Origin of the sequence: Lewinella sp. (assembly GCF_050633125.1) — a bacterium.
GTDB lineage: Bacteria > Bacteroidota > Bacteroidia > Chitinophagales > Saprospiraceae > Lewinella.
In genome coordinates this window covers 13,846-39,610 of the sequence record NZ_JBOEFX010000048.1, presented here as the reverse complement: position 1 = coordinate 39,610, position 25,765 = coordinate 13,846, and the positions used below count along the sequence as shown (strand labels likewise).

Here is a 25,765-nt window from a genome sequence, read left to right as displayed (position 1 = left end):
TTACCAAATCACCGGAGTAGTTTAATGTTACTTCGGTGATTTCATATTCCTATCCGGTTATGCGCTTTACTTTAATAGTCACATTGTTGATAGCAGCTGTTTTTGCTTACGCCCAAACGGGTTTCATCCAAACCTACGAATTTGAGGGCGGAGGCATCAGTTTTGACAATATGCTGCTAAAGGAGGATACCTTGATCTTGTACGGAACGGCGAAAGCGGCGAATGCTACGCAGTGGGGTCTCTATTTTGCCAAGCTGGATACATTGGGCAACATACTATCCGAAACCGTTCATTATGATGAAAACGGACGTAGCTACGCTTTTGAGCAAGGGTACAAGATCATTTTTACCAGTGACGGTGGCTACGCCATTACTGGCCTTGTTTTTGAGCAGCAGATTCCCTCTTTATTCAAGCTAAACGTAAACGGAGAAGTACAATTTGTCAGAGAATATCCCGACACCACAACTTTAGCAAAGCGCCATTGGAACATCATCGAAACTAACAATGGCTACCTTAGTACGGGGGGTAAGCAGCAGGCTGATGATGGGCTTTGGGATACGTTTATCATGCGTACGGATCCCGAAGGTAATAAGCTGTGGGAGATTAATTATGGGGAATCCGATGTTTGGGATCGTCTGGCGGGGATCAATAGGATAAACGACAATGAATACTTAATAACGGGCTCCACGTTTATCAGTAGTTTACAAGTGAATAACTATGCGGATTTGTGGTCTAAAACCAAAGCCATCAAAATAGATACGATGGGACAAATCATTTGGGAATGGGAAGGAGAACTGGAGTATTTTAATGGCACTTTAGCAATATTAAGAGAGCTTTATCCTGCCAGTGATGGGAATTGGATCAATACCGGTGCTGATGTAACGATACTCGAAGAAGATCGCTTGGCTTATCAACCCGAAATCGTAAAAAGAGATACCAATTTCAATGTCCTTTGGGCCACCTCTTTCGGCGAACCTACTTCTAACCGGAACTACTTTGCCAACCTCGCCTCTACGTCAGAAGAAAACTGGGTGGCCGTAGGCCAATACGTGATAGATGACGATAGTGGCCGCTACCGTACATCGATCATAGCGAAGGTAAGTGCCGAGGGTGATAGCTTGTGGAGCCGTACCGATACGCTTTTCAATCCGTTAGAAACTGCTTCTACGCCGTACTTATCCGGTGTAGTAGTATTGCCAAGTGGCAGTATCATCACTTGCGGGAGGGTGGATAAAACGTGGCCAGCACCAGCATTTTCCATCGGCTGGCTCATTAAGGTAGATAAAAACGGCTGTATTGAACCCGGCTGTAATCCGCTGGTAGATGGTGTCAACCTTGCACCCATGCTAGAAGGTATTCAGGTATTCCCTAACCCCACCGCTGACTTTGTACAACTGCACAGCCTACAGCCTTTCACTTGGGAGCTGTACGACGGGCAGGGGCGTCAACTCGGCAGGGGTAACTCTACTGACACGCAGGCCCAGCTAGATCTGCGGCGGCAGCCCACCGGGGTGTACTACGTGCGGATTCGCCAAGGGCGGCTGTGGGGAATGCGGCGGGTGGTGAAATCGTTTTAATATCTACATATCGCTTGAACAAGACTTACTTGTACTGCCTATTTAACTGGAAATTCTTTCCATCTCCCTATATCTTCAAATGCTTGAACAACGCCTCTTTGTACGACTTACTGACGCGAAAAGTCTTTCCATCTTTCATCTTTGTGACCACATCCCCGGCACCGGTGTGCTGAATTTCGGAAAGAAAATCGGTGTTAATAATGGTAGACCGGTGGATGCGAATAAAATTGGTTTTGCCCAATTGTTCCAGCATATTGGTCATGGACTCCCGCAGCAGTAGGCGCTTACTCTCACTGGTGTACACCTCTATATAATAGCCAGAAGCTTCGATGTAGCGGATATCCTCCAATTGTACCAAGCTGATTTTGCTGCCTTGTTTCAGCGCCAGGGGTTCGGGCTTTTCCTGTTGTTTTTGGAGATAATTAACCAGTTCTTTCAACTGATCTACCCGTTGTTCTTGCTCCTCTTCCTGCTGCAATTGTTGAATCGCTTTATCAAGAGAAAGATAGAAACGCTCATTCTTAAAAGGCTTGAGCAAATAATCAAAAGCGAATATATCGAAGGCCTGAATAGCGTATTTGTCGTAGGCGGTTACGAAGATGGTCAATGGCCAGCTGTTTTCGGGTAGGGATTGGAGCACGTCAAAGCCCGTCATGTCCTTCATCTGGATATCCAGGAAGATGAGGTCTGGCTGGTGTTCCGTAATAGCCTGGATAGCTTCTTTACCGTTGCGGCACTCTTGCATGATTTCAACATCACTACGTGTTTCCAATAGCTTGCGTACCCGTTGGCGGGCTAGTGCTTCGTCATCAATGATTAATGTTCGTGTCATTCTTTTTTTCTTATTGGTATTGCCACTTCACTGATTACGCCGGGATGGGTATTGTATACATCGAAGCGAAAATCTTTGTCGTACATGGTACGCAGGCGTTCGCGGGTATTCTGCAAACCTGTTCCCTGTTCGAAAATGGCCTCTTTTTCTTCTTCCAAAAAACCTTGTCCGTCATCGCTAACCCTTAATACCAAGTGGCCGTTTTCGCGGGATGCTGCAATTTTTATTTGTAACTCCAGGTGATCTGAAGAAAATCCGTGATGAATAGCGTTTTCTACCAATGGCTGTAATAACAACCCTGGCACTTTCACATCGGTTACCGTTTCGTCAATCTCCCAATCTACACTAAGGTCTTCGCTGAATCGCATTTTTTCAATGTCTACATAGCGCTGTAGTAAAGACAATTCATCTTTGAGGGTCACTTTTTGGGTGTCTTTCCAGTCTAATACTTTTCGTAACAAATCAGCCAAATCGACAATCATCACTTGCGCTTTTTTTACATCAATATCCATTAGGCTGTTTACGCTATTGAGGGTATTGAAAAGAAAGTGGGGGTGCAACTGGGAACGCAGCATTTTCATGCGGGCTTGCAGTACTTTGGTTTCCATTTTGGATTGCTGCAACTGGTTTTCGTTATCCCTGCGTACATAATAATAGGTGTAGGTCACTGCTACAGCTAGTAGGTACACCATTGTAAGGGTATTGGCATTGAGAAGGTAGCCGTAGACCAGATCATCCACGTTTTGTTCACAATCCTGAAATACTTGACAAAACCAAAGGGCTACTCGTCCAAAAACAAAATACCAGCAAAAAGTAATGGGCACGACCATCAGCATGTGTGCCACGATGATGCGGAATCCTGGCCAGTTCCTTCTTAGGAAATAACGTGAGATGGTAACAATGAGGTAGATAAAGGTGAGCCCTACAATGGTAGCTATGAGGCGATCACGGATTATTTCGCTACTTGGACTGTTTAAATTATCCAGATAATTGAGCGCATAAACGCGGGTAAGTGTTGTCAATTGGATAAAGGCATACATAATACCTATACCAATGAGGAGGGGTTTGCCCGACCAAGCTTCAGCTGGTTGATGTTTTGGTGTTTTGCCCAAAATGATTATTGCACTTAATTATGAACGGTTTCTTACAAATTACCCCAAAATTACGGGAATTAGTAAAGGTGAGCTATTTTATCACTGCGCTCCGACTTCATTTGACTGCAAGCACTTCCTTATTCACAGCATCATATCCTGCCGTTTGAGCAAAAGTTTTATGTTTGGTGACAAATCAAGTGTATTCTGAATGTATATGACAAGTGGCAAAAGCCGGAAATCACCTGACAAATTTATTTAAGACTGTTTTTGGGGGAAGGATGCTTTGTTTTATCCCCTTGGTTTTTAGCCAACTTTTAGTAAAACCAGGCAAGCGACCGTATCTCATAATACGTGTCGCTTGCTTTTTTTGTGCTTATTGCCGACAGCATATAAAGTTCTCTGAGCTTCATCCGAGAAAAAGGGTCGTTCATCGAAAGGCAATTCCGTTCACTCCTAATTTGGGGGTATTCGTCGCATATTTTGAGCAGTTCAGGTAAAATTATTGGGGGTAAGGGGCAATTACATGCATCTTTGTTGCAACCAATGAGGGAATGACCTCGTCTATTGTTTGAACCCGATTATAACCAGGAAGTGTTAAAAGCACTTCTTAACCCGACTGAAATTATGAAAGCCCGATTCCTGTATCCAGCAGTACTGCTTGTACTGTTAGGTGGACTGTTTATGTCTGCTGCACCCGAAACAACTGCTACTGCCAAAGGTCAACAAAGTTTTTTTGACCGTTTGGCTACTCCTAACGACATTACTCGTTTTACTTTAACTTTCGATATCGATGGGCTTTCGGATATGAAGCGTTCGGAAGATTACTTCCCGGCTACGTTTTCTCATCAAGGCGAAAATTGGGATGCTAAGGTTAAAGTTCGCGGCCGCTACCGTCGTCGGGTATGTGAATTTCCTCCTCTTAAGTTGAAGTTATCAAAAGACATGTTGGAAGCAGCTGGCTTACAGCGCCACAACAAGTTTAAATTAGTAACGCACTGTTCTGATGACTTTGATAATGCCGACAACGTCTTACGTGAGCAATTGGCTTATGATATGTACCGTCTGATTACTGGCGAAGGCTTTCGTACCCAGCTTGTTCAAGTAACTTACCGTAATGCGAAGACTGGCGAATCTGTAGAACGCTTTGGTATTCTGATAGAAGATACTGACGAAATGGCGCAGGCCTTGGGAGGTGAAGAATGTGATGAATGTTTCAACTTATCTCAAGAGAAGTACGTGCCTGGTAACCTTGAGCAGGTGGCTTTGTTTCAGTACATGATAGGTAACGCGGATTATAACGTAAAAATTCCTCGCAACGTAAAGCATGTTCAGCAGCAAGCTGGTGGGCAGTTTAAGATTGTTCCTTACGATTTTGACTTTTCTGGTTTGGTAGATGCTGAATATGCTATACCTAACCCCAATCTTGATCAAAGCCATATAAAACAAAGAATGTGGATATGGGAGTTTGCTGCGAGTAGCAATACGCTTGATACGACTGTTCAGCAGTTCTTGTCCAAAGAAACAGCGGTAATGCAGTTGGTAGAAAACTACCCCCATTTGAGCAAATCCAGCAAGCGGCAAGTCACCAAATATCTTGGTGATTTTTACGACAGCCTGCAAGACGGTAGTTTTATGGCAGGAGTGTAATGCATTTCGATATAATGATAATTGACTAAGAGAAAGGGTAGAAGGGCATTGTATCTTCTACCTTTTCTACATTTTTATGATTGGGCACTGGGGAAAGTAGCATGAGACAAGGATCGCGGTGGTGCTAAAAAAACCGGATTCTACAAAAAAAACGATTCCTACTTGTACCATTCCAAGGGTTGTTCTATCTTTGCGCATGGAAACAATACAAGCTCAGTCCGACAAATTTATAGGTGAAGGGCTCACCTTCGACGACGTCCTGCTCGTCCCTGCTTACAGCGAAATTCTACCTCGCGAAGTTGACATTTCTACCCAGCTTACACGCTCGTTGCGGCTAAATGCGCCGATATTATCAGCTGCTATGGATACCGTTACCGATAACAAACTTGCCATCGCCCTTGCGCGGATGGGGGGTATTGGTATTATCCATAAAAACATGACGATTGAGGAGCAAGCTGAAATGGTACGTAGTGTAAAACGTAGTGAGAGTGGTATGATCGTTGACCCGGTTACACTTAGTGCTTCTGCTACGGTAGGGGATGCTCAAGCGTTGATGCGCCGGTTTAAAATTGGTGGAATTCCTATTGTAGATGACAATCAGCGACTAGTAGGTATTCTTACCAACCGTGACCTACGGTTTGAAGAAAATATGGCAAGTTCAGTAGAGTCTTTAATGACGTCTAAGAATTTGATTCTTGCCCCAGTAGGAACCACGCTAGATCAGGCCCGTGAGATTCTCCAAAAGCATAAGATTGAAAAGTTACCGGTGGTCGAAAATGATCGCCTTGTGGGGCTTATTACCTACAAGGACATTATGAAGGTGCAGGATTTTCCAAATGCCTGTAAGGATGCACTTGGCCGCTTGGTCGTTGGTGCGGCGGTAGGTGTTACGCACGACATGATGGATCGGGTAGAAGCTCTTGTTAAGGTAAATGTGGATGTTATTTGCTTGGATACGGCTCACGGCCACTCCAAAGGTGTATTGGATGCAGTTCGCCATGTAAAGAGCACTTACCCTGACCTTCAGGTGATTGGTGGTAATGTTGCTACTGGAGCAGCAGCCTTGGCATTAGCTGATGCTGGTGCTGATGGCGTAAAAGTAGGTGTAGGTCCTGGTTCTATTTGTACTACTCGGATTGTAGCTGGTGTGGGGGTGCCTCAGTTGACGGCTATTCGTCAGGCAGCTCTTGCATTGAAAGGGCGGGGTGTTCCTATCGTTGGTGACGGAGGTATTCGTTACTCTGGTGACATTGTCAAAGCACTTGCTGCTGGGGCCAATACCATTATGGCTGGTAGTTTGTTTGCAGGGGTAGAGGAAGCACCGGGAGAAACCATCCTTTATGATGGTCGTAAGTTCAAGGTATACAGAGGAATGGGTTCTTTAGGTGCGATGAAAAAAGGGTCTAAGGATCGCTATTTTCAAGACGTTGAAGACGATATCAAGAAGCTGGTTCCTGAAGGTATTGAAGGGAGAGTTCCTTATAAAGGAACGCTTGCAGAAGTTGTAAATCAGTACCTTGGTGGGTTACGTGCCGGTATGGGGTACTGTGGTGCACCTACGATTGATGTCTTGCAGGAAGCACGTTTTGTGAGGATTTCTAATGCAGGTATGACAGAAAGTCATCCGCACAATATCACGATCACAAAAGAATCACCTAATTATTCTAGAAGGTAATTCTAAGTACTACTGGCTGCTAAAAATAAAACTAGCAGCCAGTAGCTTATTTTTCGAATAAGTTCTTACTCTACAACCAAACTCTGATTACTCACCTGTTTGGTCAGTTTTGCTCCATTGGTGTTGATCGTAGCCACTGACTGATGGTTGGCTTGAACGTTGATCACGCCAGACTTCAAGTCTTCCGCATTAACAATGGACTGTGTGTCGAGCGATAAATCAAAATCATCGGCATTGCCACTCAGCGTTAAGATACTCTGACTTTCTACTTCTGCATCTAGGTCCTCTACATCTACTTCTAACGCGACGATTGATTGTGAACTGATCGTGAGGTCTAGGTTTCGGGTTGCAAAAACGCCTTGACCGTTAATGATAACAGAACCTGTGGTTTCAAGTGCTTCCAGTTGTGTTACGGTTACCCTTACTTCGGGAGTGTCTTGGTTTTTGCGGTAACGTGCCATGATTACGAGCGCCTCACCATTTACTTCCCAGTTTACCTGGTTTTCTCCTTTAAGGATGGTTACGCCAGGTTGTTCGCCAGCGACCAGCTCAATAATTACAGGGCCGTCAATTTCAATTTCGGTGAAATTATTCATTTTGCTTTGAGCCATAAGGGCAACGGAGAGCAGCATGAATGTGTTTAAGAGCCAAATTTTCATATTCCTTGGGTATTAATTAGTTTTGTAAGAAGATCAAGCAAAAAGACAGTAGCTAAAATTATTAGTTGCAAAACCAAAATGCATATGACTATTCTTTCTGCTGACTTTTACCGTCGTGAAGATACGGTGCAAATTGCAAAGGAGCTTGTTGGTAAGGTAATCATCACGGAATTTAACGGTTTACTTACCAGTGCACGGATTGTAGAGACGGAAGCTTATAAAGCTCCTGAAGACAAAGCCTGCCACGCTTACCTCAATCGTAAGACCAAGCGCACGAAAACGATGTTTCTCCCCGGTGGGGTAGCTTATATCTATCTTTGTTACGGCATCCATCATCTGTTTAATGTGGTCACAGGACCAGAGGGGGCAGCTCATGCGGTATTGATCCGGGCGGTAGAACCTCTAGCTGGACAGGAAATCATGCTCCGGCGACGAGGGCTAGAGAAACTTAAGCCACAATTAAGCGCTGGCCCGGGCGTTATGTCAAAGGCTTTGGGGATTGAGAAAGCCTATGATGCGATCTCCTTGACCAAGCGTGGAGGGATCATTCGGATTGCTGATGCTCCAGTGCTTCCTCCTTCCGAGATTATTGCCGGCCCTCGGGTAGGGATTGATTATGCGGAAGAATGCGTAGATTGGCCTTGGCGATTTTACCAGCGTGATTGCTCTTGGGTAAGCAAAACCCGCAAGAAAAAGTCCTGAATTATGCCTCTGAAAGGGGCCGAGAAAACTTACACATGTACAAATACGTCTTTTACTCCTTCCTTTTTTTAGCCCTGAGTAGCGCTACTTTGACTGCTCAAGATATTGAATATCAATATTCTAATCAGACTTATGTAGATCATTTACAGACCATTGTTTTTGGTCCTACGGGTTATCCTCATCTATTTCCTGTGATTACACTGGATGGTGATGAAACACTTTCCCTTAGTTTCGATGATATGGAATCTGATGTACGCAACTATACCTATACGGTTATCCATTGTGACCGTGACTGGCAGCCTTCCGGGCTGGCACCATTAGAGTATATTGATGGTTTTGAGGAAGAGAATATTCCTTCTTTTAATTTCTCTTCTCGCACATTACAAAACTATATTAATTACTCGCTCACGTTTCCTAACCGGAATATGTCGGTGACCAAATCGGGTAATTACCTCCTTGTTGTGTTTGAAGATGAAGATGAAAAGCGGGCTGTAATAAGCCGTCGTTTTGTGGTCGCAGACCGCCAGGTGGGCATCAGTGCTGAGTTTGTTCGCCCTATGGACGTTAGTAAAATTCACACTCACCAAGAGGTCGATTTTGTTGTTAATTTTCAACGTCTGAGTGTTCGTAATGCTATGGCTGAAATGAGTGCTTCGGTACTCCAGAATCAACGTTGGGATAATGCTATTACTGGTGTTAAGCCCAAATTTCTTTCTGCAGATCAGGCGATTTTTGATTATCAAGGCGAGATAGTTTTCCCCGGTGGCAGTGAATTTAGGCTTATTGACTTACGAAGCTTGCGAATTCCTCATCGGGATATTGAATATCTCGATGTGAATACCGATAATCAAATGGAGGCTGAACTCCTGCCTGTTATCAATAGGTCCAAAGCGCCCCATTTATCCTTTATTGATTTTAATGGCCGGTTTTTGATCGAAAACCAGGATATGGCTATTGCCGATTTACAGAGTGAATATGTTTATACGCTAATTACATTCAAGGCTGATGAGCCGCTTTTCAACGATCATGTCTACCTTTTTGGTGCGGTCACGGAATGGCAGCTTAAAGAAGAATACCGGTTTCGCTACAATCCGGCTATCTCAGCTTATGTTGGTCGCTTCCCGTTTAAGCAGGGCTATTATAATTACTATTTAGCTACAGCTCCTTCGAACTCTGATCCCAAGCAACCGCTGGTGCCGTCAATCATAGAAACGGAAGGTAGCCATGCTGATACCGAAAACGATTACCACGTATTGGTTTATTACCGTCCTTTTGGTACTCGCTACGATCAGGTTGTTGGCTTTTTACAAATCAATTCTCAGCAGACAAATTAAGATTGCTTACCAATTTCGTAAGGCTTCCCAGTTGATGGTAAAGGTATCCGTTGTTATATCCTTACGGTAACTACGAGCCAGGAGGTCTAGCAAACGCTGGCTAGCAGCTTCGTCTAGGCGACCTTTGTTTTTGATCCTAGCATTGAAGAAATCAGGATCTTCTACATAACGAGGGTTGTACTCGTATTTTAGTACTCCTCGAACATTAGCAATGTTTTCATCGCAAACGCCCTGAAAGTAGTGATTAGGATCAACCCTGATGGTTCGTTGCTCATTAGGGGCAAGGAGCAGGAAATCGTCAGGTGTTTTAACAGCGGTAGTGCCGCTGTTAAATGGAGGGTATAAACAAAGGGCTGTTTCAGGGAAAAGGGAAAGTCGGAAAAAATCTGGAGGAACCGAAGAGGGTACAAAGCGATTGGTATCCTTGGCGGGTAGAGGGCGAAGGATCACAATGGTATCGGAAAGGTGATTCGTGAGGCTGAAATACAGTTGAGGCTCGTTATGAACGAGGTCAGCATAAGAAAAATACATACTCACTTCTGGAGAAACAGGAGGCGTTTCCACCTGCCGTGTAGTTCCGCACTGGGTGAACAACAGGAGGAATATTGTATAAGAAAAGAGATTTTTCATTAGCAACAAGTGCTATTTATTGCTAGCAAAAACATGTTTTTCAGCGTGGTAGCTTGACCGTACAAGTGGGCCACTCTCAACCATGTCGAAACCTTTTTCGAGGCCTACTTCTTCGTACATTTTGAAAACATCAGGGTGAACATACTCTGCTACTTCCAGGTGCATTTTGGTAGGTTGCAAGTACTGGCCAATGGTGAGTACATCACAGCCGTGGGCCACGAGGTCGTCCATTATCCTCAGGACTTGTTCTTTGGTTTCGCCGAGGCCTACCATGATACCGCTTTTGGTACGTTTGCCAAAGTCTTTGGTGCGTTTGATCTGCTCCAAGCTACGGGCGTACTTACCTTGTGGGCGTACTTTGCGGTAAAGCTCTTCAACGGTTTCCATGTTATGTGATACGACCTCTTGTCCTCCTTCGATCATACGTTCGAGGGCGTCCCAGGTAGCCCGTACATCGGGGATGAGGGTTTCGATAGTGACGTGAGGGGTGCGATCTTTAACCTGGACAACAGTTTGGTACCAAATTTCTGCTCCCCGATCCTTTCGTTCATCGCGGTTGACGGAAGTGATGACGGCGTGTTTTACGCCCATCAGGTCAATGGCTTCTGCCACGCGTCTTGGTTCATCTTCATCATACTCAGGTGGCCGACCAGTTTTGACGGCACAAAAGCTACAGGAACGTGTACAGGTGTTGCCTAGAATCATAAATGTAGCAGTACCAGCACCCCAGCATTCTCCCATGTTGGGGCAGCTTCCACTCTGGCAGATAGTATGCAACTGATACTCATCAACCAGTGAGCGTACCTTTTTATATTTAGGTCCGATAGGTAGTTTGACTCGCAGCCAATCCGGCTTTTTGCGGCGGGCTTCCTTGGATTCTACTATTGGTAATTCCAGCATGAATGATTGTATTTGTCGGCGTTTATCGCACTGCAAAGTTAGGCAAGAATTGCCAAAAAGCTCTTACTTGTCTTTGTAAATACGCGGGAGTAGGCAAAAAGTTTAGCGATACTTATACTCCACTGGCGCTTAGTTTACTAGAGAATAGAGCGTCAAACAGGGGGCTAGCCATTACCAACGCTTGCCGAGTTGCAAGTTCAAATAAAGATTAAGAAAAATAGGGCTGTTTTGCAGATGGGGTACTTCTGGGCTTTCGATCATAATTGGGAGGTCTTTGAAATAAACATCGACCTGTATACCTGCTTCGAAAGCTTTTACGAGTTCATCAAATGCGCCCCAGTCAAAATGTGCTGCTGCTTTAGCGTGGAAACCGGGCATAATGGCTAATTCATTCAGTCCCTTAGAAAAGGAAGCTGCGCCGATAATGCGACTGAGGTCAAGGAAGATGTTTTCATTGGCATCACTGTAGCGCTCTTCACTAACATAAAACTGCGTAGAACCAGAGCCAGGGTCACGCGAGCGAAGTACCTCTAGGTAATAAGGCTTGACCAGGCCAATATTAGCACCCAGCTGATAACTCATACCAATGGCTAAACCACGGGTTTTGGCTTTCTCCGAAAAATAACGTTTCTCGCCAATACCTGCTCGTAAGACGAAAGCGCTATTTTGCTTACCATAAATGAATGCACGGGAAACGCGGTTAGAAGGCCCAAACTGGAAGTCAAAACTTTGGCGGTATTCTTGAGGATGACGGATGTCTCCAAATTCGAAATTATAAAAACGAGTCCGGTCGTAGCTCTTGAGTTCGCCGATATTAACACCAAATGCAAAAGAGCGAGGGGTAAGTAACCGGAAGTCAAAGCTCAACTCCTTATTATAGACGATTCCAACATTGGTATCATTATAGTAGTTCTGTCCAGCAGGTAATGATTGCTGAGCAATAGCATAGCAGACACTTAAACTAAATAGTAAGGAGAAGAAATATTTCATAATGACCAAGAGCTGTTATCCATGTAATTTACTATAAATTAATGAGTCTTGTTGGATAATTGTTCTCCGATCAGTGTAGAACCTGTAATAAATGACGGTAAATGGACGCTTTTATTCCGGATTGCTGAATGGTTTCAGTAATACACGAGCAATACCTTCGAAGAGTTCTTCCACATTTTCGCCGGTACGAGCACTGGTGAAAAAGTGAGGTTGGGTTTGTGCACGGATATCTTTTAGGGTCTGATCTGAAACCAGGTCCTTCTTGTTGCCTACCTTTCTGATTAAAACATTAGGCAATACGGAGTTAATGTAGACCAGATCATCTTCTAAGCGACTAAATGTAGCGGGCCGACTAAGGTCAAAAACATAAATAATGGCACTGGCTCCCAAAAAATAGGAGCGAGGAACCTTCTCTTGGGAAACTTCTCCTGCCAAGTCCCATATTATCAGGGATATTTCCTCTCCGTTAACAATGACACTTTTTTTATCTACGCGAACACCAATGGTAGTGAGGTACTTTTCATTAAAAGTATTGGTAATAAAACGATTAAAGAGAGAGGTTTTTCCAACCCCAAAATGCCCGGTAATGACTACCTTTTTACTGATCATTGCGGCAAGGCTTTGTAGGGTTTAATAAAATAAGCATCTAGTTCTTTTTGCATATGAGCATAAAAAGCAGGTTCTGGTTGTTGCAAGTCATGATTAAGTTCACGTGCAGCAAACGCTAATATTTTTTCTGCCAATTCATTACGTTCTTGTTCGCTAATCGTACCAGCGATAGCTAGTGCAATGTAGTAATTAAAAAAGTTATGAACCATTATTTCATAATTACCATACTGGATGCCTCGGAGTTCTTCGTCTGTTCGCTTGAATGCATCTTCCACAAAAGCTTTGATCGCTGTTAGCATCCCAGCAATCATGTCTTTATCTGCCGTTTCTGTGGAGGATGCACTGCCTAATAGTAGGCCAGACTCGTGACTGATGATATAGACTTCTTCTACAATAGACGGACGAAGGTCAATAATGATTTCCTCTGCTGTTTTGCGTTCCCAAAAGCGCAAATAAGAGGAAGACTCTCGGAGTATTTGATCAAGACGTTCGCGCATTAAGCGAAATTCGTTATTGATGTATTTTCTAATGAGTAAGCCTAGGCGCGGGTACAAGATATTGATAAGCTCATCTTGCTTTTGCCGCATCCTCTGATCGACAATTTTTTGAACAACTTCGACGTATGGATCAGGGAAGTTTTCTTCCAACTCCTTCATGTGAGCAGCAATAATGGGATTGATCCGCTTGGACAATTCTTCTTTGCTTTCTACGATATGCTTTACCTCAGCTACCGATTGGCGGTCTTTGCTGAGGAGTGCATCCCGAAGACGTTCCAAGAGAATTTTATCCTGTGTTGATCCTGCTGTGCCCATAATCCTGCTTGCTGATTAGCGCTTGAGTTCCTGCCCCAAAGAAAGGAACAGTGCGCTCAACGACTTACGATCGTCGTTCATTTTGTTTTCGAAATGAGTGGCGAGGTGAGTGCTTTTTTGCTGTAGCAACTCGTCTAGCGCTTTGATGCGTTCATCAAGCGCTGCTTCTTTGGCTTCCAAGGATGCTTTTTGCGCCTTGAGTTCAGCTTCTACTATTTCGAAACGTTCATTGTATTCACTAATGATTTCGCCCATCAGAATATCTCTGATGGTCATCAACTCAGTGAGGGAGGTAGGTTTTGATGTTGCCATACACGGTGTGTTTTTACAGAAACTAAGGGCTTGTCGAAATAACAGCATTTTTTGATAGTCTTCTTTGTGGAAGCAAAGTCTAAATATTCCGACAGGCTCTAAAGTAAACAATTTTTATAAAATTAAATCTAATGGCTTCGCTTTTGGGGGGTAAATGCTTAAAATTGAGGTTATGGAGGCAATTTTCTATTGTGAGAGGCCTAGTACAAGGCTTACTTATATTGTGGATTATATTTTTACTCAGCTGTTGGGGGTTAAGGTGTATGTGACACATAAGGAGGTTGATTATCAGTCTTTTATTGGGATCCGTTGCAACTATTCAGGTACAAAGATTTGTAGCAAGGAAGTGCATATTAAGCCTCATGGCTTACTTTATGAGCAAGGGGTTGAAGAACAGGTTGTTACTTCTTTTCTCGTTGGTGATCAGCCTGCTATTTTTGCTTCTGGCCCGGGGTATGACCTTCCTTTTGACGTGTTTTCTGCAAGTTTTTTCCTGTTGAGCAGGTATGAAGAGTATCTCCATTTTGAATCAGATATACATGGTCGTTTTCCTGCTAGAGCTTCTTGGGCGGCGCGTAATAATTGTCTTGGGTATCCTGTTTTATGGGAATGGAGCAAGCTTTTGAGAGCTGCATTTTTGCAAAAATATCCTCGTTGGCAGCCGAAACCTCCCGGGTATGTCTTTGTGCCAACTTATGATATTGACTTGCCCTGGGCTTATCTTCATCGTGGATTGCGAGGCTGGGGTAGAGTAGGCTTGGATTTACTTAAAAGAGACTGGCCACAAGTAGGTGCACGATGGCAGGTTCAACAGCAAGGTAAGGCTGACCCTTTTTTTACCTTTCCGCGTTTGCAAAAATTACATAATGATACCGGTACCCGCCCTCGTGTTTTTTGGTTGTTGGCCAATAGCACGCGTGAAGATATCAATCCGTCTTGGAAGCTAGAGGCTTACCAAAAACTGATCCGAGAGGTGAGTGAATGGAGTGATTCGGGTATTCATCCTTCGTATTACAGTTGGCAAACTGCCAGCGTTATTGAGCGTGACAAAAAGCGTTTAGAAACGATAATCAACTCGGGAATTACCCATAGTCGGCAGCATTTTTTGCGGTTACGCCTACCGGATACTTACCGGGCATTATTGGCTGCTGGAATACGCCATGATTATTCTATGGGCTTTGCCGCGCAGCCAGGTTATCGAGCAGGAACGACGGAGCCTTTCTTCTGGTATGACTTGAAGGAGGATAAAATGACAGAGCTTTTGGTACATCCTTTTGGTGTAATGGATGTAACACTTAAACAATATTTGGGGTATTCCGCCGAAGAAGCTGTCGAGGCGTTGAAAGACATGCAGGAGTATTGCCAAAAAGAAGGATTACAGTTTTGTACGCTTTGGCATAATAGTAGTTTTTCTAGTCTTCACGGATGGGATGGCTGGTGGGAGGTTTATGAAGGGTTACAAAAATGATGGGAGGAAAAGAATAATGAGGAGGAAAAAGTTTAGCGGCCCTCTATCTTTACTGCTGCTTGCTTATCTTTAACCAAAATAAATACATTTTATGCTCCACCTATTGAGTGATACTCCTTCTATTGCTAATCAATACGTCGCCCAGTTGCGGGATATTAATGTTCAGGCAGACAGTATGCGCTTTCGCCGGAATATGGAACGGTTAGGGGAGTGCATCGGATACGAATTGAGCAAAGAGCTCAATTATGTAGAATACTCGATAGAAACTCCGTTGGGGCAAGCACCTACTGAATTGCCCGCAGAGGAACTCGTGCTGGCAACCATTCTGCGAGCGGGTTTGCCGTTGCATCAAGGCTTACTTAATGTATTTGATGATGCAGGGAATGCCTTCGTTTCGGCTTACCGAAAACACCATAAAGACGGAACTTTTGAAATAGAAGTTGAATACCTCAGTTGTCCTGATCTGGAAAATAAAGTATTGATTGTTTGTGACCCAATGCTGGCAACTGGTGCCAGTATGGTATTGGCAACCCAAGCTTTATTGGCTTACGGAAAGCCTAGTGCAATTCATTTTGTGGTCGCTATTGGTGCGCGCCTGGGCTTGGAGCATTTGCAACGTAATTTCCCTGATGCCCACATTTGGATAGCGGCCCTCGACGAAGAACTAACCGCCAAGAGTTATATCGTACCTGGCCTGGGCGATGCTGGCGATTTGAGCTATGGCGCGAAATTGCAAGATTGATCGACGGGAACTTTAGATAAGCATCTGCTCTTAAGAAGTTGTTGTTTCCGTTAATAATCGGACGGAACGGTCTCTGTATTTTACTAAACACCAACCTATGCCTGCACCTCAAAATTTTCAGGTCCATCTTTCAGGAATCATCAACTTACTAAGTGATCACCTTTACAGTAGTGACCAGGTTTTTGTCCGCGAGTTATTACAAAATGCAGTGGATGCCTGTAGTGCAAGATCCGTATTAGAGCCGGATTTCCAACCGTCTATTAGTTTCACCTTTTTGCCTGATACCTCCACTCTGCAAGTTCGGGACAATGGTATTGGGCTAAATGAAGAGGAGATTACGACTTTTCTGAGTAGCATAGGTGCAAGTAGCAAAAGAGAATTGGGGGCTCAGAGAGAGCATTTTATTGGCCAGTTTGGTATTGGTTTACTCTCTTGTTTTATGGTGTGCGAGAATATTGAGTTGCAAACACAATCGTTCTCTGGTGGACCAGCCTATAAATGGACGGGGTCAGAAAACGGTACTTTTCAGGTGGAAGAACTTCCGCCATTGGAAGAGGCAGGGACATTGGTGAATATTCAGCTCAAAGCTCATAAAGCGAAAAAGTTTGATGCAGAGAGTATCCCTCGGTTGTTAAAGTATTATGGCCAACTTTTGGCTTACCCTATCCATTTTTACACTTTCCTTAATGGACGGGAAGTAAGTGAACAAATCAACACACGGTTCCCCTTTCCCGAGGATATAAAGGCCGCGATTAGTGATGATCGGCAGGAGTTGCTTCAGTATGGGAAAGACCTTTTTGGTTTTATGCCACTTGATGTAATTGCATTGGAAACGCCTTCTGGTGATACGCAAGGCATGGCTTATATCTTGCCTCATGAATGTAACCCAGGCAGCCGACCGATGCACAAGGTGTACCTCAAGCGGATGTTGTTGAGTGATAAAATAGATGATATTTTACCACCTTGGGCTTTCTTTGTGCGAGCGGTTATTAACTCTTCGGAATTGCAGCCAACAGCTTCGCGGGAGCGTTTTTATGAAAATGAAACCTTAGAAAAAACACGAAAATCACTTGGGCGATGTATTCGTTCTTATCTTATTCGTCTTCATGACAATGACCCTGTTATTAGAGATAATATTTTCTTTAATCACCAAAACGCTATCAAGCAGATGGCAGAGCATGATGAGGAACTTTACCGCATCATGATTCCTCATTTTACCTTCCCAACGAGTGGTGGGCAGATGACGATCCGTGAATACCGGCAAAAAAACGAGATGATACGGCACGTTTATGACTTGGATGAATACCGGAAGATTGTCTCTTTGGCCAAGCAGTCTAATGACCTGATCATTTTATCCCGTTATAACAATGATCGTAAGTTGCTAGAACGCTTGCCGCTGGTGTATGAAGGGGTGAAGATTGAGCCTATAAGTACGATGTACTTCATGGACCGCTTTGGGGAATTATCTTTTCAGGATCAAGCCCGCTGGGCTGATTTCTTAGCCATTGCCAACGAGGTGCTCGATGAGCATGGCTGCCGGGTGCAGCTTAAGTATATTTCGCCGGATAACTTACCTTCCATTTTGAATGTCACCCAAATGGGGCTGATGAAGCGAGGACTATTGCAAGCAGATACCGATCCCGAACTGCCACAACTCCCCGGTGTTTGGTCGAATATTGCTAACGCACTCCACCAGGGGGCGGGGCAAAATGCCAGCCTTTTTCTAAACATCAACAATGAACTGATACAGCAGCTGTTGACCCTAAAAGCAGTGGAGACGCAGGAAATGTTTGTGAAGTTTCTGTACCTGCAAGCGCTGATGCTGGGGCGTTATACGCTGATGGAGGAAGAGTTGGCGATGCTCAATGATGGAATAATGAAACTCATGCTTTCTCATTCCTAAAGATTAGTCAGAGAATCAAACTATAAAGCTCATGATTTTGGATGCGTTCGATGATATTGCCAGCAAGTATCCCCATCTGGGAAGCCATTCCCTTTCGGATGATATGAACGAAAACATTCAGTTTTTGCTGAAAGGGCAGGCCCTTAATGCACCAGACGGAGTAGATGGATTAGAATTGGGCGTTAAGATTGCCGGGATGTTGCTCTTTTTGACCGTTCGTACCCAATATACTGACTTGGGTTTGCCTGCACTTAATTATTTGCGTAGCTATTACGGTCATCCAGCAGCGCCGGATGAATTAGGGGATGAACTTGCAGCCTATTTAGTGGAATACTTGCCCTATCTGGCCGAAGTAATGAGTATTAGTAGAATGCAAGTGGAAGAGCTAATTGCCGATGCACGCCTAATTATAGAAGGGAGTAAAACGCCGGTCGAATTGCTTTCTTGTTATGAATTATTGGCACTCAAAGCGATGGGCCAGACCGAGGAAGCAGAACGTAGATCGAAAGAATTGCGAGCGATTGGTTGGAACAAGGAGGCAACTGGGTGTACAAGTTGTAACCAAACCATAAAGGTAAATGTAGCCCTTGCTTATGATGATTTGGAGCAAGCCCATCAGCTTACAGATCAGTGGATGAGCAAAGAAATATCCAGTTGTACACGTGGCCCACAAGATGTTCTTGGCGAAATGGCATGGCGCAGTTGGCAATCAGGAGCTACTGATTTGGCACGTTTGTACGCTAATGAGCAGGAGAAATGTTTGCTGGAATCACAGAAGATGTATACTCGCAAGGCTGTTCTGCCGCTGCTGGAATATTATGTCGCTACAGAAAATTGGGAGAAGGCAGATCATTGGTTCAATGAATTGGCAGAGGGGCTGTTTTCTACGGTCTTTGCTCTACAGCGGTTACGGTTTCTTAAGGTGAGTTGCGAGTTGATGGATCATTACGAAACGATAGACAAAACCGAGCTGTTTTTTCCAGAAAAAGTAGCGCCCATCCCATTGCAAGCTAATGGACTATTAAGCGTAAGTGTTTTTAAAGAGTGGTTAGTTCAAGAAAGAGATGCGTTAGCCGAAATGATTGACAAAAGAAATAATATTTAGCACCCCAGGCAACCCCTGGTCCTTCTGATCCGTGTAGTAAGTAAAAACTGTTGGGGATTTCCCAGCAAGGTTAAAAAAGCAAGACTATGAATCGGATATTATGCTTTAGCTTACTCGTCTGTTTGGCTACATCTTGCCAAAAGTCTATCCTACAGGAAGCGCAGAATGTTGAAGAAGTACAATTAGCAAATTACTACCTAGACCTGGATATCAGTAATATAGACTATATGAGTGCCGAGGACCAAGATGTCACTCATGTCGATGCAGATCAGGACCTTGATTTTGAATTCACTTTCAAAGAGGTGGCCTCTTTAGATCGGTATCTTTACTTTGCTAGTAACCAGAATATCCCTGCTGATTCTCTTGCAATCATAGGCAATATTCGTTTTATACAGTCGCCAGGGTCGGCTTTCCCGGAGGACCTTTTTGACCTGGAATTTGTCTTGACGGAAGCGCTGGGAAATTTGGAGCAAAATGCTGATGGTACCTATGGTTATATTGATAAACAATTACTAGCAAATCGTTTGGCGACCGAAAACTTTGGAAACAATAGCTTGTTTGCGGGGTACAATGTCAACCAGATGATGCTTACACTTCCACTGCCACAGGAGCCCTTGTCTGGATGGGGAGATATGGTGGTTTCGAGTAACGGTTTCTATTTTCCGCACGAAGTCCTTGATTTTACGGAGGTTAGCTATCTTGCTGAAGAGGATGCGATTGTTGTAGGAGGAACCTTTGAGGTGGAGTTGAAAGTCATGAGTTGTGGTTTCTACTCTTTTTATTCCGTACAGGAGGCCTCTTTTCGCGCACTTATTCAATAATTGAGACCTAGATAGTTTGAGTGACCACGAACTCGCACTGCTGATTGAGGGTTGCCGTGAAGGCAATGCCGAATGCCAGAAACGGCTGTTCCTGCAAATGTATAATTACGGGATGTCGGTGGCTGCGCGTTATGGTCAACATTTACAGGAAACGGAGGAAATTGCTAACGACGGATTTTACAAGATGTTGGATAATATTCATCGCTATCGGCCGGAGGTTCCCTTTAAATTGTGGTTGCGGAGGATTATCATTAATTGTGGAATTGATTATTACCGCAAGCAGCAAACCCGTGAGCGGGCGCAAGCATCGCAACCCACCAGGGGAAACATTCGTAATGCTGGTGCTGATGAACTGGATCGTGAATACCTGTTGCAATTGGTGAGGCAACTCCCTCCTCAGTACCGTATGGTGTTTGTACTCCACGTCATTGAGGGGTATAACCACGAAGAAATCGCAAAACAGTTAGGTATCAGTCGCGGGACGTCGAAATCTAATTTGGCGAAAGCCAGAAAGAAGCTTCAGGCATTGGTCATATTGCACAACCGTCAAGTCGCCGAATATGGAAAATAGAGAATTGGATCAATTGTTTAAAAGTGGGCTTGAAGCAACAGTAGATTTCCATGCCGCTGAAGAACAGTGGGAGGTTGTTGCCGCTCGTTTGGCTGCCCCTGGTCGTCGCAAATCAATATGGTGGTGGTTTTTGGGTGCCGGTATTGGCGTCGTTGTGTTGTGTCTGGCGTTTGTGCCGAAATCAGGCGGATCAATGCCTGTTGTTGGTGCGTTTCAAATTCCTATGGCTACAGAAATCGAATCTTCTTCTCTGATAGCGCCATTGCGCATTCCTTCCGAAAAGGAAGAGGCAAAGGTAAGGGATGGCGACGAAGGGAAGTTAGTAGCCCCCGTTGCTATACATAAGGATAAGGAAAGCAGGAGTTTGCCGGCTTCAATTCCCATGTTTGGGAAGGAAGATATCGCGGAGACAACTGTAGAGAAGGTTGCTGAAAATCAGATAGGCGGTACCTATACTTACCATTATCCAGCGGCTGCTCCCACGATTAAGGAACCGATCAGTACTGGAGCAGTAAGGAATATTGCGACGTTGCCTTTTGTAGATCTAACAAGTAAGGATGCATCAGTGATGGGAAAGCCATTGGCTATTTCGTATGAAAAACCGATGACTTCGAAGGCTAAAGTGGATAAGTGGGCACTAGAAATGGGCGTACAGCAGGATTTTATCTCTGCTAGTAGGGTTGGTAGTCCTGATTTGTCCTTGCAATATTATGGAGCGGTAGCTGTGAATTTTTCACCCAATTGGCAAGCCCGAATGGCCTACGGCCAAGGGGAAGTTCAGCGTACGATAAGCGGTGACCCAAGTACTTATAATGTTCCCGTCGTAGATGTTCCTTTGGATGAAAATGTCCCATCAACTACGCAACTTCAGTATCATAATCAAAATCTGGATGTCCAACTGGCCTATCATTTGCGTAAGTTGAAAAAGCTGACTATTTCTATTAATACAGGCCTTCAATGGAACAAAGATACAGGCATAAATGCCGTTTATGATTATGATGGCGTTTATCAACCGATTACGGTAGAGGCTATGCTTTCTGATACTAGATTCTTGCTATCAGACTTCACTGCGGGTGTTAGACTTGGTTATTCGCTAACCAATGCTTACCATCTTTACGCCGGTTTTCAACAATACTTTTCGCTTGATCGGAGTGGTACTTTTCGTTGGCCTTTGAGGCGGCGTGTGCAACTCGGAATGAATTATCAATTTTAACTAACACCCCTTACTATAATGACTAAAGACAGAAGAACATTTCTCAGAAATACGGCACTGGCTACTCTTGGCCTTGGCTTAGGGGCCTCTGCTCAAGGAGCACCTGCCGGAGATAAGCCTTCCTCGTTACTTACGTGTGACCGGACGACGCTTGATTATTACGGTGAAGGGCCGTTTTATACGGAAAATCCTCCCATGTTGGAGGGCAACCAGTTAGCAGAAATGGATGAACCAGGCGAGCGAATGATCATCAGTGGGCGGGTGCTCAACCTGAGTTGTTCGGAGTTTATCCCCAATACGGTGGTAGATGTTTGGCATGCTGACAACGAAGGCGCCTACGATAATAGCGGTTATAAGTTGCGTGGATTTACCCGTACCAATGAGCAGGGTTTTTACCTGTTTGAAACCATTAAGCCGGGTAAATACCTCAATGGTAGTAGCTTTCGTCCGGCGCATATTCATTATAAAATTACGCCTCCGGGGTTTCCTCAATTGATTACCCAACTCTACTTTGCCGGGGATACGAGTATTCCTGGTGATGCAGCGGCCTCGATCACTTCCGGCACCTATGATGCTACTGATCGGGTCATCCCTCTGGTGGCAAATGCGGATGGTGTACTAGAAGGTACTTTTGATATTACGATAGACGGTGAGGGTATTGCTGTTGGTACCAGTGATTTGCACCTTAGCACGGGGATGGTATATAAGGTGTCTCCCAACCCATTTACGACGGAGCTGACGATCCACTACGGGGTGTTTAAAAGAGCTAAAGTAGGCTTGGTGGTGTTTGATCTGGCAGGGAGACAAGTTGCAGTATTGGAAGATAGCGAGAAGATGCCTGAAAAATATTTTGCCACTTGGCAGCCTGATAGTGCCTTGCCAAATGGACATTACTTTGTGGCATTAAAAATCAATGACCTACAGGTTCATTATTTGAAAGTGGTGAAGGTGTAGGCGATTGCTAGAAAAGAGTTTTTTTAACAAAAAAAGCTATCTTACTAGCTGGAAACCACCACTATCTAGCTATGAGTCAGTTGCAACGCCGCCTTACCCTTTATGGCCTTACCATGATTGCCGTTGGCAGTTGTATTGGTGCCGGTATCTTTGCTACTCCTGGCGAGATCGTTGCCGAATTTCCTCATGCAGGCTGGGTGGTCGTTGTTTGGGTTGTTGGCGGATTGGTGACGCTAACAGGCGCACTGACGTTTGCAGAACTTGGAGGGATGTTTCCTAAGGCAGGTGGTATTTATGTTTATTTGCGCGAAGCCTATGGCGAACTCACTGCTTTTCTCTATGGGTGGGTTACGTTGCTGGTGGTGAACACCGGATCTTTGGCCGCATTGGCACTTATCTTTGCCAAGTACCTCACTTTTTTTGTGCCTTTAAGTGAAACTGCTCAGGTACTTGTGGCGGCGAGCACTATTATTGGGCTTACGTTACTGAATATTCGCGGAATCAATACCAGTCAGTGGATTATCAATGTTTTCACGACGACCAAGCTGTTGGCTCTGTTATTGATTGTGCTGATCGCTACTATTTTTCGTGACCAAACTACGCATCAGCCGATTTGGTCCTTGCAAAGTGATTTGCCTGATAATTGGGGAAAGCTATTACTGACGGCATTGATTGGTGTCTTGTGGTCTTTTGGTGGTTGGCATCACGCTACCTATCTGGCGGGCGAAACGAGGCACCCACAGCGTAACGTTCCTCGGGCAATGTTGCTGGGAGCTGTGATTGTAACGTTGACTTATGTTTTGGCTAACTTGGCTTATCTATGGCTTTTGCCTATTGAACAATTGGCGGGCAGTGAGCGGGTAGCTGGTGATGCGCTGGAGGCTGTGATGGATGGAGGCGGCCGGGCTGTTGCCTTATTGATTGGTGTCTCCGTATTTGGGACGATTGCGATTTACACCATGTCGGCACCCCGGATTTATTTTGCGATGGCCCGTGATGGTGTCTTTTTTAAAGAACTGGCTAAAGTACATTCGCGTTTTCAGACCCCTGCCAATGCCATGATGGTACAGGCTATATGGGCTGTTTTACTGCTCTTGGTTTGGGGACAGTTCCATGATTTGATTACCTATGTTACTTTTATTGATATCGGCTTTATGGCCTTGGCCGCTGCGGGTATTTTTCTCTTTCGTAAGCGTCTTCCTGATGTTAGTAGACCTTATCGGGCATGGGGCTATCCTTTTATCCCAGGCTTGTACCTGTTAATAACGACCTTGTTTTTGTTGAACACTTTAATGGAGCGGCCAAAGCAGTCTTTGGCCGGGCTACTGGTTTTGGGCCTGGGCGTAGTGTTGTTTTATCGTTTTAAGAAAGAATAATCAACTTTAGAACTTACTGTACTGGTGATAAAACCGAGGTACAGTGACCATCATAATGAATATTGTAACTGGCTGATGGTTATACCGCCACCTCTGTACTGGCAAGCAAGCTGGTAAAGAGGTCGAGTCCGTCAGTGTTGCCTAGCAAGTCTTCTGCGGCACGCTCGGGGTGAGGCATCATGCCAAAGACGTTGCGTTTTTCGTTACAGATGCCGGCGATGTTACGTAGTGTGCCATTTGGGTTGGTCTCGGCAGTAACTTGGCCACTTTCATCACAATAGTAGAAAAGTACCTGCTGATTGGCTACTAATTGGTCGATGGTAGCTTCGTCGGCGTGAAAACGGCCTTCTGCGTGAGCAATAGGAATTTTGTAAGCTTTGTTCTGATCAAGTTTAGCCGTAATTGCTGATTGATCGGTAGCAGGCTTCAAGTACACGTTTTTGCAAGTAAAGCGTTGGGTGTCATTGTGCAACAATACACCGGGCAGTAAGCCTGCTTCACACAAGATTTGGAAACCATTACAGATTCCCCATACATATCCACCAGCATTAGCATGTTCGATAACCGCTGCCATAATTGGAGAAAAACGGGCAATAGCTCCGGCACGCATATAGTCGCCATAAGAGAAACCACCTGGTAGGATAATGCAGTCGTCCGTTGTCAGATCGCCAAGGCTTTCTTCTTTGTGCCAAAGCTTACGAACGGATGCACCTACAACGTCACCTAAGACGTGGATCATGTCATCATCACAATTAGAACCTGGGAAAACGACTACGCCAAATTTCATAATACTTGCAATCTAGTGCGTGAATTGAATAAGCCGCAAAAGTAGGCAAAAACTACCATATAGGCAGCTTTAGTATGGGGGCAAAATTCAGATAAAAAAGAACAATTAGCAGTACGAGGTGCCATGCCTCAGCTGTTTGTGGTCGTGCTTTGGTGAAATTGAAGCTTAGTAAAATACCTGCTATAGGTACGAGGGTCTGCCATTGTTGCATATTCCAAGGCATGAACCACCAAATGGATAAACCTGCTCCGAGCAGCATCCAGTAAAGGATGTCGATCTTTATTTGGACTTCCATTTTGGTCTTTGTCAGATAAGTTCGGCGGCTGGTCAGTATGATCAGCAACAATGCGGCCATTGTGATATTTGCAAAAATTGGAATTTTAGACCATGTTATTGTTTGTGGCCATGAAAATGCAGAAGACCATTGCTGTTCCCAGAAAAGGGGCATCATGTCAAACCAATAATACCCAATTCCGACAAGGTATAGTGGCACGATGGCACCAATGATTATGATCAATTGATCTCTGAATTTTCCTGATTTTAAAATAGGTAGCATAGCGCTGTATGCCAGTAAGAATACAAGGTAAGCAGGAACAAACAATGCGGCTATTCCTATCCAAAACCCAGTATTGAAGATATGATCAGCAGCAGCATTAACCCTAAAGGCCTTGAGGTAAGAACGTAAAGATAAGAGCAGGAATACATTGGCTATGAGATAGCCGGAATAAACATGAAAATCGGGCAACAAAGACCCTATCAGGACGACAAATACGCCAGGGAATAGGTTGACGGGACTACTGATGCGATGTGCGAAAATAATGGCATTGGCAAATACTGCTTGAAGAAAAAGCAAAACAACGACCACTCCTAGGCAAAGGTTAGGGGCAGCGTCTAGCCAAGGAGTTACCCAGGTATTGCCTAATCCAGGTATAGGAGTAAGCGGTACCGTACTTTGCCAAAAATCGGCCAAGTGCAGGAAAAGGGTGTACCCTAAAATTACGATACCAGCTAAAAGCTGATTGGTTCGGAAAATACTTAACACGCTTGCTATA

25 protein-coding genes are annotated in these 25,765 nt (G+C 44.5%); 14 read left to right on the top strand and 11 right to left on the bottom strand.

What is annotated here, in order from left to right:
* Window positions 1-59 precede the first annotated feature (59 nt).
* Entirely contained in the window at window positions 60-1,577 is a 1,518-nt protein-coding gene (locus ACRBG0_RS11440; protein WP_431487022.1) for a T9SS type A sorting domain-containing protein, read from the top strand.
* A 67-nt stretch (window positions 1,578-1,644) separates the two neighbouring features.
* Here ACRBG0_RS11440 and ACRBG0_RS11435 read toward each other — a convergent pair whose 3' ends face one another.
* Together ACRBG0_RS11435 and ACRBG0_RS11430 are read right to left on the bottom strand one after the other, a co-directional pair.
* Complete coding sequence (locus tag ACRBG0_RS11435) at window positions 1,645-2,409, bottom strand: LytR/AlgR family response regulator transcription factor (RefSeq protein ID WP_431487021.1); 765 nt, start codon at window positions 2,407-2,409, stop codon at window positions 1,645-1,647.
* Window positions 2,406-3,521 carry a sensor histidine kinase gene (locus ACRBG0_RS11430; protein ID WP_431487020.1) on the bottom strand — a complete coding sequence of 372 codons (1,116 nt, stop codon included), beginning with the start codon at window positions 3,519-3,521 and terminating at the stop codon, window positions 2,406-2,408. The genes ACRBG0_RS11435 and ACRBG0_RS11430 overlap by 4 nt, the downstream gene beginning before the upstream one ends.
* 606 nt (window positions 3,522-4,127) lie before the next feature.
* Between ACRBG0_RS11430 and ACRBG0_RS11425 the strand changes: the two genes are divergently transcribed.
* Window positions 4,128-5,150 carry a hypothetical protein gene (locus tag ACRBG0_RS11425; protein WP_431487019.1) on the top strand — a complete coding sequence of 341 codons (1,023 nt, stop codon included), beginning with the start codon at window positions 4,128-4,130 and terminating at the stop codon, window positions 5,148-5,150.
* A 196-nt stretch (window positions 5,151-5,346) separates the two neighbouring features.
* Window positions 5,347-6,825, top strand: a complete 1,479-nt coding sequence (gene guaB, locus ACRBG0_RS11420; protein WP_431487018.1) for an IMP dehydrogenase — start codon at window positions 5,347-5,349, stop codon at window positions 6,823-6,825.
* 65 nt (window positions 6,826-6,890) lie between these two features.
* On the opposite strand, the gene ACRBG0_RS11415 is transcribed toward guaB, so the two are convergent.
* On the bottom strand, window positions 6,891-7,484 hold the full coding sequence (locus ACRBG0_RS11415; RefSeq protein ID WP_431487017.1) for a GIN domain-containing protein: 594 nt from the start codon (window positions 7,482-7,484) through the stop codon (window positions 6,891-6,893).
* Window positions 7,485-7,568: 84 nt separating this feature from the next.
* On the opposite strand from ACRBG0_RS11415, the gene ACRBG0_RS11410 reads away from it, so the two are divergent.
* Window positions 7,569-8,186, top strand: coding sequence for a DNA-3-methyladenine glycosylase (locus ACRBG0_RS11410; RefSeq protein ID WP_431487016.1), 618 nt, complete (start codon window positions 7,569-7,571; stop codon window positions 8,184-8,186).
* 35 nt (window positions 8,187-8,221) lie between these two features.
* Window positions 8,222-9,520, top strand: coding sequence for a DUF5103 domain-containing protein (locus tag ACRBG0_RS11405; RefSeq protein ID WP_431487015.1), 1,299 nt, complete (start codon window positions 8,222-8,224; stop codon window positions 9,518-9,520).
* Window positions 9,521-9,526: 6 nt separating this feature from the next.
* Here the strand turns inward: ACRBG0_RS11405 and ACRBG0_RS11400 are convergent, their stop codons facing one another.
* From ACRBG0_RS11400 to ACRBG0_RS11375, 6 genes are all read right to left on the bottom strand, one after another.
* Window positions 9,527-10,150 (bottom strand): hypothetical protein, encoded by a 624-nt coding sequence (locus tag ACRBG0_RS11400; protein WP_431487014.1) that lies wholly within the window; start codon window positions 10,148-10,150, stop codon window positions 9,527-9,529.
* Window positions 10,151-10,162: 12 nt separating this feature from the next.
* Window positions 10,163-11,050 carry a lipoyl synthase gene (lipA, locus tag ACRBG0_RS11395; RefSeq protein ID WP_431487013.1) on the bottom strand — a complete coding sequence of 296 codons (888 nt, stop codon included), beginning with the start codon at window positions 11,048-11,050 and terminating at the stop codon, window positions 10,163-10,165.
* A gap of 171 nt (window positions 11,051-11,221) precedes the next feature.
* Window positions 11,222-12,040, bottom strand: a complete 819-nt coding sequence (locus ACRBG0_RS11390) for a hypothetical protein (protein ID WP_431487012.1) — start codon at window positions 12,038-12,040, stop codon at window positions 11,222-11,224.
* A gap of 111 nt (window positions 12,041-12,151) precedes the next feature.
* Window positions 12,152-12,649 (bottom strand): Rab family GTPase, encoded by a 498-nt coding sequence (locus ACRBG0_RS11385; protein WP_431487011.1) that lies wholly within the window; start codon window positions 12,647-12,649, stop codon window positions 12,152-12,154.
* Complete coding sequence (locus ACRBG0_RS11380; protein WP_431487010.1) at window positions 12,646-13,461, bottom strand: hypothetical protein; 816 nt, start codon at window positions 13,459-13,461, stop codon at window positions 12,646-12,648. Before ACRBG0_RS11380 ends, ACRBG0_RS11385 begins: the two co-directional genes overlap by 4 nt.
* Before the next feature lie 15 nt (window positions 13,462-13,476).
* Window positions 13,477-13,773 carry a hypothetical protein gene (locus tag ACRBG0_RS11375; protein WP_431487009.1) on the bottom strand — a complete coding sequence of 99 codons (297 nt, stop codon included), beginning with the start codon at window positions 13,771-13,773 and terminating at the stop codon, window positions 13,477-13,479.
* A 346-nt stretch (window positions 13,774-14,119) separates the two neighbouring features.
* Here ACRBG0_RS11375 and ACRBG0_RS11370 point away from each other — a divergent pair, with 346 nt between their 5' ends.
* The 9 genes from ACRBG0_RS11370 (at window position 14,120) to ACRBG0_RS11330 (ending at window position 23,926) form a co-directional block, all read left to right on the top strand.
* On the top strand, window positions 14,120-15,241 hold the full coding sequence (locus ACRBG0_RS11370) for a polysaccharide deacetylase family protein (RefSeq protein ID WP_431487008.1): 1,122 nt from the start codon (window positions 14,120-14,122) through the stop codon (window positions 15,239-15,241).
* A gap of 91 nt (window positions 15,242-15,332) precedes the next feature.
* A complete protein-coding gene (upp, locus tag ACRBG0_RS11365) occupies window positions 15,333-15,983 on the top strand; it encodes a uracil phosphoribosyltransferase (protein ID WP_431487007.1) in 651 nt (216 codons plus the stop codon).
* 97 nt (window positions 15,984-16,080) lie between these two features.
* Complete coding sequence (locus ACRBG0_RS11360; RefSeq protein ID WP_431487006.1) at window positions 16,081-17,886, top strand: HSP90 family protein; 1,806 nt, start codon at window positions 16,081-16,083, stop codon at window positions 17,884-17,886.
* A gap of 31 nt (window positions 17,887-17,917) precedes the next feature.
* The gene (locus tag ACRBG0_RS11355) at window positions 17,918-18,991 is read left to right on the top strand and encodes a hypothetical protein (RefSeq protein ID WP_431487005.1); all 1,074 of its coding nucleotides are present in this window, start codon (window positions 17,918-17,920) and stop codon (window positions 18,989-18,991) included.
* Window positions 18,992-19,077: 86 nt separating this feature from the next.
* Window positions 19,078-19,812 carry a hypothetical protein gene (locus ACRBG0_RS11350; RefSeq protein ID WP_431487004.1) on the top strand — a complete coding sequence of 245 codons (735 nt, stop codon included), beginning with the start codon at window positions 19,078-19,080 and terminating at the stop codon, window positions 19,810-19,812.
* A 16-nt stretch (window positions 19,813-19,828) separates the two neighbouring features.
* Complete coding sequence (locus tag ACRBG0_RS11345) at window positions 19,829-20,383, top strand: RNA polymerase sigma factor (RefSeq protein ID WP_431487003.1); 555 nt, start codon at window positions 19,829-19,831, stop codon at window positions 20,381-20,383.
* A complete protein-coding gene (locus ACRBG0_RS11340) occupies window positions 20,373-21,596 on the top strand; it encodes a hypothetical protein (RefSeq protein WP_431487002.1) in 1,224 nt (407 codons plus the stop codon). Before ACRBG0_RS11345 ends, ACRBG0_RS11340 begins: the two co-directional genes overlap by 11 nt.
* A gap of 18 nt (window positions 21,597-21,614) precedes the next feature.
* A complete protein-coding gene (locus ACRBG0_RS11335) occupies window positions 21,615-22,550 on the top strand; it encodes a T9SS type A sorting domain-containing protein (RefSeq protein ID WP_431487001.1) in 936 nt (311 codons plus the stop codon).
* Window positions 22,551-22,621: 71 nt separating this feature from the next.
* Window positions 22,622-23,926 carry an APC family permease gene (locus tag ACRBG0_RS11330; protein ID WP_431487000.1) on the top strand — a complete coding sequence of 435 codons (1,305 nt, stop codon included), beginning with the start codon at window positions 22,622-22,624 and terminating at the stop codon, window positions 23,924-23,926.
* Window positions 23,927-24,005: 79 nt separating this feature from the next.
* Here ACRBG0_RS11330 and purQ read toward each other — a convergent pair whose 3' ends face one another.
* Together purQ and ACRBG0_RS11320 are read right to left on the bottom strand one after the other, a co-directional pair.
* Window positions 24,006-24,713 carry a phosphoribosylformylglycinamidine synthase subunit PurQ gene (purQ, locus tag ACRBG0_RS11325; RefSeq protein WP_431486999.1) on the bottom strand — a complete coding sequence of 236 codons (708 nt, stop codon included), beginning with the start codon at window positions 24,711-24,713 and terminating at the stop codon, window positions 24,006-24,008.
* A gap of 52 nt (window positions 24,714-24,765) precedes the next feature.
* Window positions 24,766-25,755, bottom strand: a complete 990-nt coding sequence (locus ACRBG0_RS11320) for a hypothetical protein (RefSeq protein ID WP_431486998.1) — start codon at window positions 25,753-25,755, stop codon at window positions 24,766-24,768.
* Between the last annotated feature and the right edge of the window lie 10 nt (window positions 25,756-25,765).

Coding starts and splice junctions, on each gene's coding strand:
- ACRBG0_RS11405 (WP_431487015.1), top strand. CDS start 8,222: ATGTACAAATACGTCTTTTACTCCTTCCTTTTTTTAGCCCTGAGTAGC.
- ACRBG0_RS11375 (WP_431487009.1), bottom strand. CDS start 13,773: ATGGCAACATCAAAACCTACCTCCCTCACTGAGTTGATGACCATCAGA.
- ACRBG0_RS11415 (WP_431487017.1), bottom strand. CDS start 7,484: ATGAAAATTTGGCTCTTAAACACATTCATGCTGCTCTCCGTTGCCCTT.
- ACRBG0_RS11410 (WP_431487016.1), top strand. CDS start 7,569: ATGACTATTCTTTCTGCTGACTTTTACCGTCGTGAAGATACGGTGCAA.
- purQ (WP_431486999.1), bottom strand. CDS start 24,713: ATGAAATTTGGCGTAGTCGTTTTCCCAGGTTCTAATTGTGATGATGAC.
- upp (WP_431487007.1), top strand. CDS start 15,333: ATGCTCCACCTATTGAGTGATACTCCTTCTATTGCTAATCAATACGTC.
- ACRBG0_RS11360 (WP_431487006.1), top strand. CDS start 16,081: ATGCCTGCACCTCAAAATTTTCAGGTCCATCTTTCAGGAATCATCAAC.
- ACRBG0_RS11340 (WP_431487002.1), top strand. CDS start 20,373: ATGGAAAATAGAGAATTGGATCAATTGTTTAAAAGTGGGCTTGAAGCA.
- ACRBG0_RS11335 (WP_431487001.1), top strand. CDS start 21,615: ATGACTAAAGACAGAAGAACATTTCTCAGAAATACGGCACTGGCTACT.
- guaB (WP_431487018.1), top strand. CDS start 5,347: ATGGAAACAATACAAGCTCAGTCCGACAAATTTATAGGTGAAGGGCTC.
- ACRBG0_RS11435 (WP_431487021.1), bottom strand. CDS start 2,409: ATGACACGAACATTAATCATTGATGACGAAGCACTAGCCCGCCAACGG.
- ACRBG0_RS11355 (WP_431487005.1), top strand. CDS start 17,918: ATGATTTTGGATGCGTTCGATGATATTGCCAGCAAGTATCCCCATCTG.
- ACRBG0_RS11400 (WP_431487014.1), bottom strand. CDS start 10,150: ATGAAAAATCTCTTTTCTTATACAATATTCCTCCTGTTGTTCACCCAG.
- lipA (WP_431487013.1), bottom strand. CDS start 11,050: ATGCTGGAATTACCAATAGTAGAATCCAAGGAAGCCCGCCGCAAAAAG.
- ACRBG0_RS11390 (WP_431487012.1), bottom strand. CDS start 12,040: ATGAAATATTTCTTCTCCTTACTATTTAGTTTAAGTGTCTGCTATGCT.
- ACRBG0_RS11330 (WP_431487000.1), top strand. CDS start 22,622: ATGAGTCAGTTGCAACGCCGCCTTACCCTTTATGGCCTTACCATGATT.
- ACRBG0_RS11440 (WP_431487022.1), top strand. CDS start 60: ATGCGCTTTACTTTAATAGTCACATTGTTGATAGCAGCTGTTTTTGCT.
- ACRBG0_RS11350 (WP_431487004.1), top strand. CDS start 19,078: ATGAATCGGATATTATGCTTTAGCTTACTCGTCTGTTTGGCTACATCT.
- ACRBG0_RS11425 (WP_431487019.1), top strand. CDS start 4,128: ATGAAAGCCCGATTCCTGTATCCAGCAGTACTGCTTGTACTGTTAGGT.
- ACRBG0_RS11380 (WP_431487010.1), bottom strand. CDS start 13,461: ATGGGCACAGCAGGATCAACACAGGATAAAATTCTCTTGGAACGTCTT.
- ACRBG0_RS11385 (WP_431487011.1), bottom strand. CDS start 12,649: ATGATCAGTAAAAAGGTAGTCATTACCGGGCATTTTGGGGTTGGAAAA.